Here is a 1,044-nt window from a genome sequence, read left to right as displayed (position 1 = left end):
CGTGGAGGAGGCGCTGCGCCTGCGCCCGCGTCCGGCGACGCCCGTCGCGGTGGCCGGCGCGCTGTTCGGCGGGGCGGCGATGTTCGCCTTCTGCGCCTATGCGTCGATGGTCGCTTATCCGCTCGACATCGGCGGGCGGCCGCGTTTCTCGTGGCCGTCCTTCGTGGTGCCGAGCGTGTCGTTCGCGATGCTCGCCGCCGCGATCGCCGCGCTGCTGGCGATGCTGGTGCTGTCGCGCCTGCCGCGCCTGAACCATCCGGCCTTCAACATCGAGGGCATGACACGGGCGACGCAGGACCGGTTCTTCGTCGCGATCGAGGCGCGCGACGACCGCTTCGACGCCGCCATGGCGGAGGCGGTGTTCGCCGGCCTCGCCGACGCGCCGCTGCGCGTCACCCGGGTGCCGCGATGAGAGGCGGGGGGCTGCTGCTCGCGGCGGCGCTGCTCGCCCTCGCGCTCGCGGGCTGCAAGCGGCAGGACATGTACACGCAGAACCGCGTGCAGACCTGGGACCGCAGCCGCTTCTTCGCCGACGGCCTCGGCATGCGCGCGCCGGTGCCGGGGACGGTGGCGCGCGAGAGCCCGCCGCCCACGGCGCCGCCCACGGTGATCGACGCGGCGCTGCTGGCGCGCGGACACCAGCGGTTCGACATTTTCTGCGCGCCGTGCCACGGGCGGGCGGGCGACGGGCACGGCATGATCGTCGAGCGCGGCTTTCCCGGCCCGACCTCCTTCGCGGCGAGCCCGCTGCGCGAGGCGCCGGCGGCGCGCTTCTATGCCGCGATGACCAAGGGATACGGCGAGATGGCGCCCTTCGCCGACCGCATCGACCCGCCGGACCGCTGGGCGATCGTCGCCTATATCCGCGCCCTGCAGCGCAGCCAGAACACCGTGGTCGCAAGCCTGCCGCCGGCCGACCGGGCGCGGCTGGAGGCGTTGAAATGAGGCGCGCCGCCATCGCCGCCGGCGCGGGCGTCGTGCTGGGCGCGGCGCTGCTGCTGTTCCGCCGCGGCGATGCGTGGCCGGCGTGGCTGGCGGCGTGGG

At 75.1% G+C, this 1,044-nt stretch carries 2 protein-coding genes; both read left to right on the top strand.

Annotated features, from left to right (window positions below; translation table 11 throughout):
* Positions 1-412: DUF3341 domain-containing protein (locus tag B8460_RS18435; protein ID WP_148360697.1), on the top strand; the 412-nt coding region annotated here is incomplete at its 5' end.
* Positions 409-945: a c-type cytochrome gene (locus tag B8460_RS18430; protein ID WP_048863084.1), complete on the top strand. Its 537-nt coding sequence runs from the start codon at positions 409-411 to the stop codon at positions 943-945. The genes B8460_RS18435 and B8460_RS18430, both read left to right, overlap by 4 nt.
* The last annotated feature ends 99 nt before the right edge of the window (positions 946-1,044 follow it).

This window comes from Acidisphaera rubrifaciens HS-AP3, assembly GCF_000964365.1.
Classification (GTDB): Bacteria; Pseudomonadota; Alphaproteobacteria; order Acetobacterales; family Acetobacteraceae; genus Acidisphaera; species Acidisphaera rubrifaciens.
Note: the sequence above shows the minus strand (reverse complement) of the source record. Positions and strands in the feature narration are given on the sequence as shown.

Excerpts from the sequence above, each read along its gene's own strand:
- B8460_RS18430 (WP_048863084.1), top strand. The coding sequence starts at position 409 with ATGAGAGGCGGGGGGCTGCTGCTCGCGGCGGCGCTGCTCGCCCTCGCG.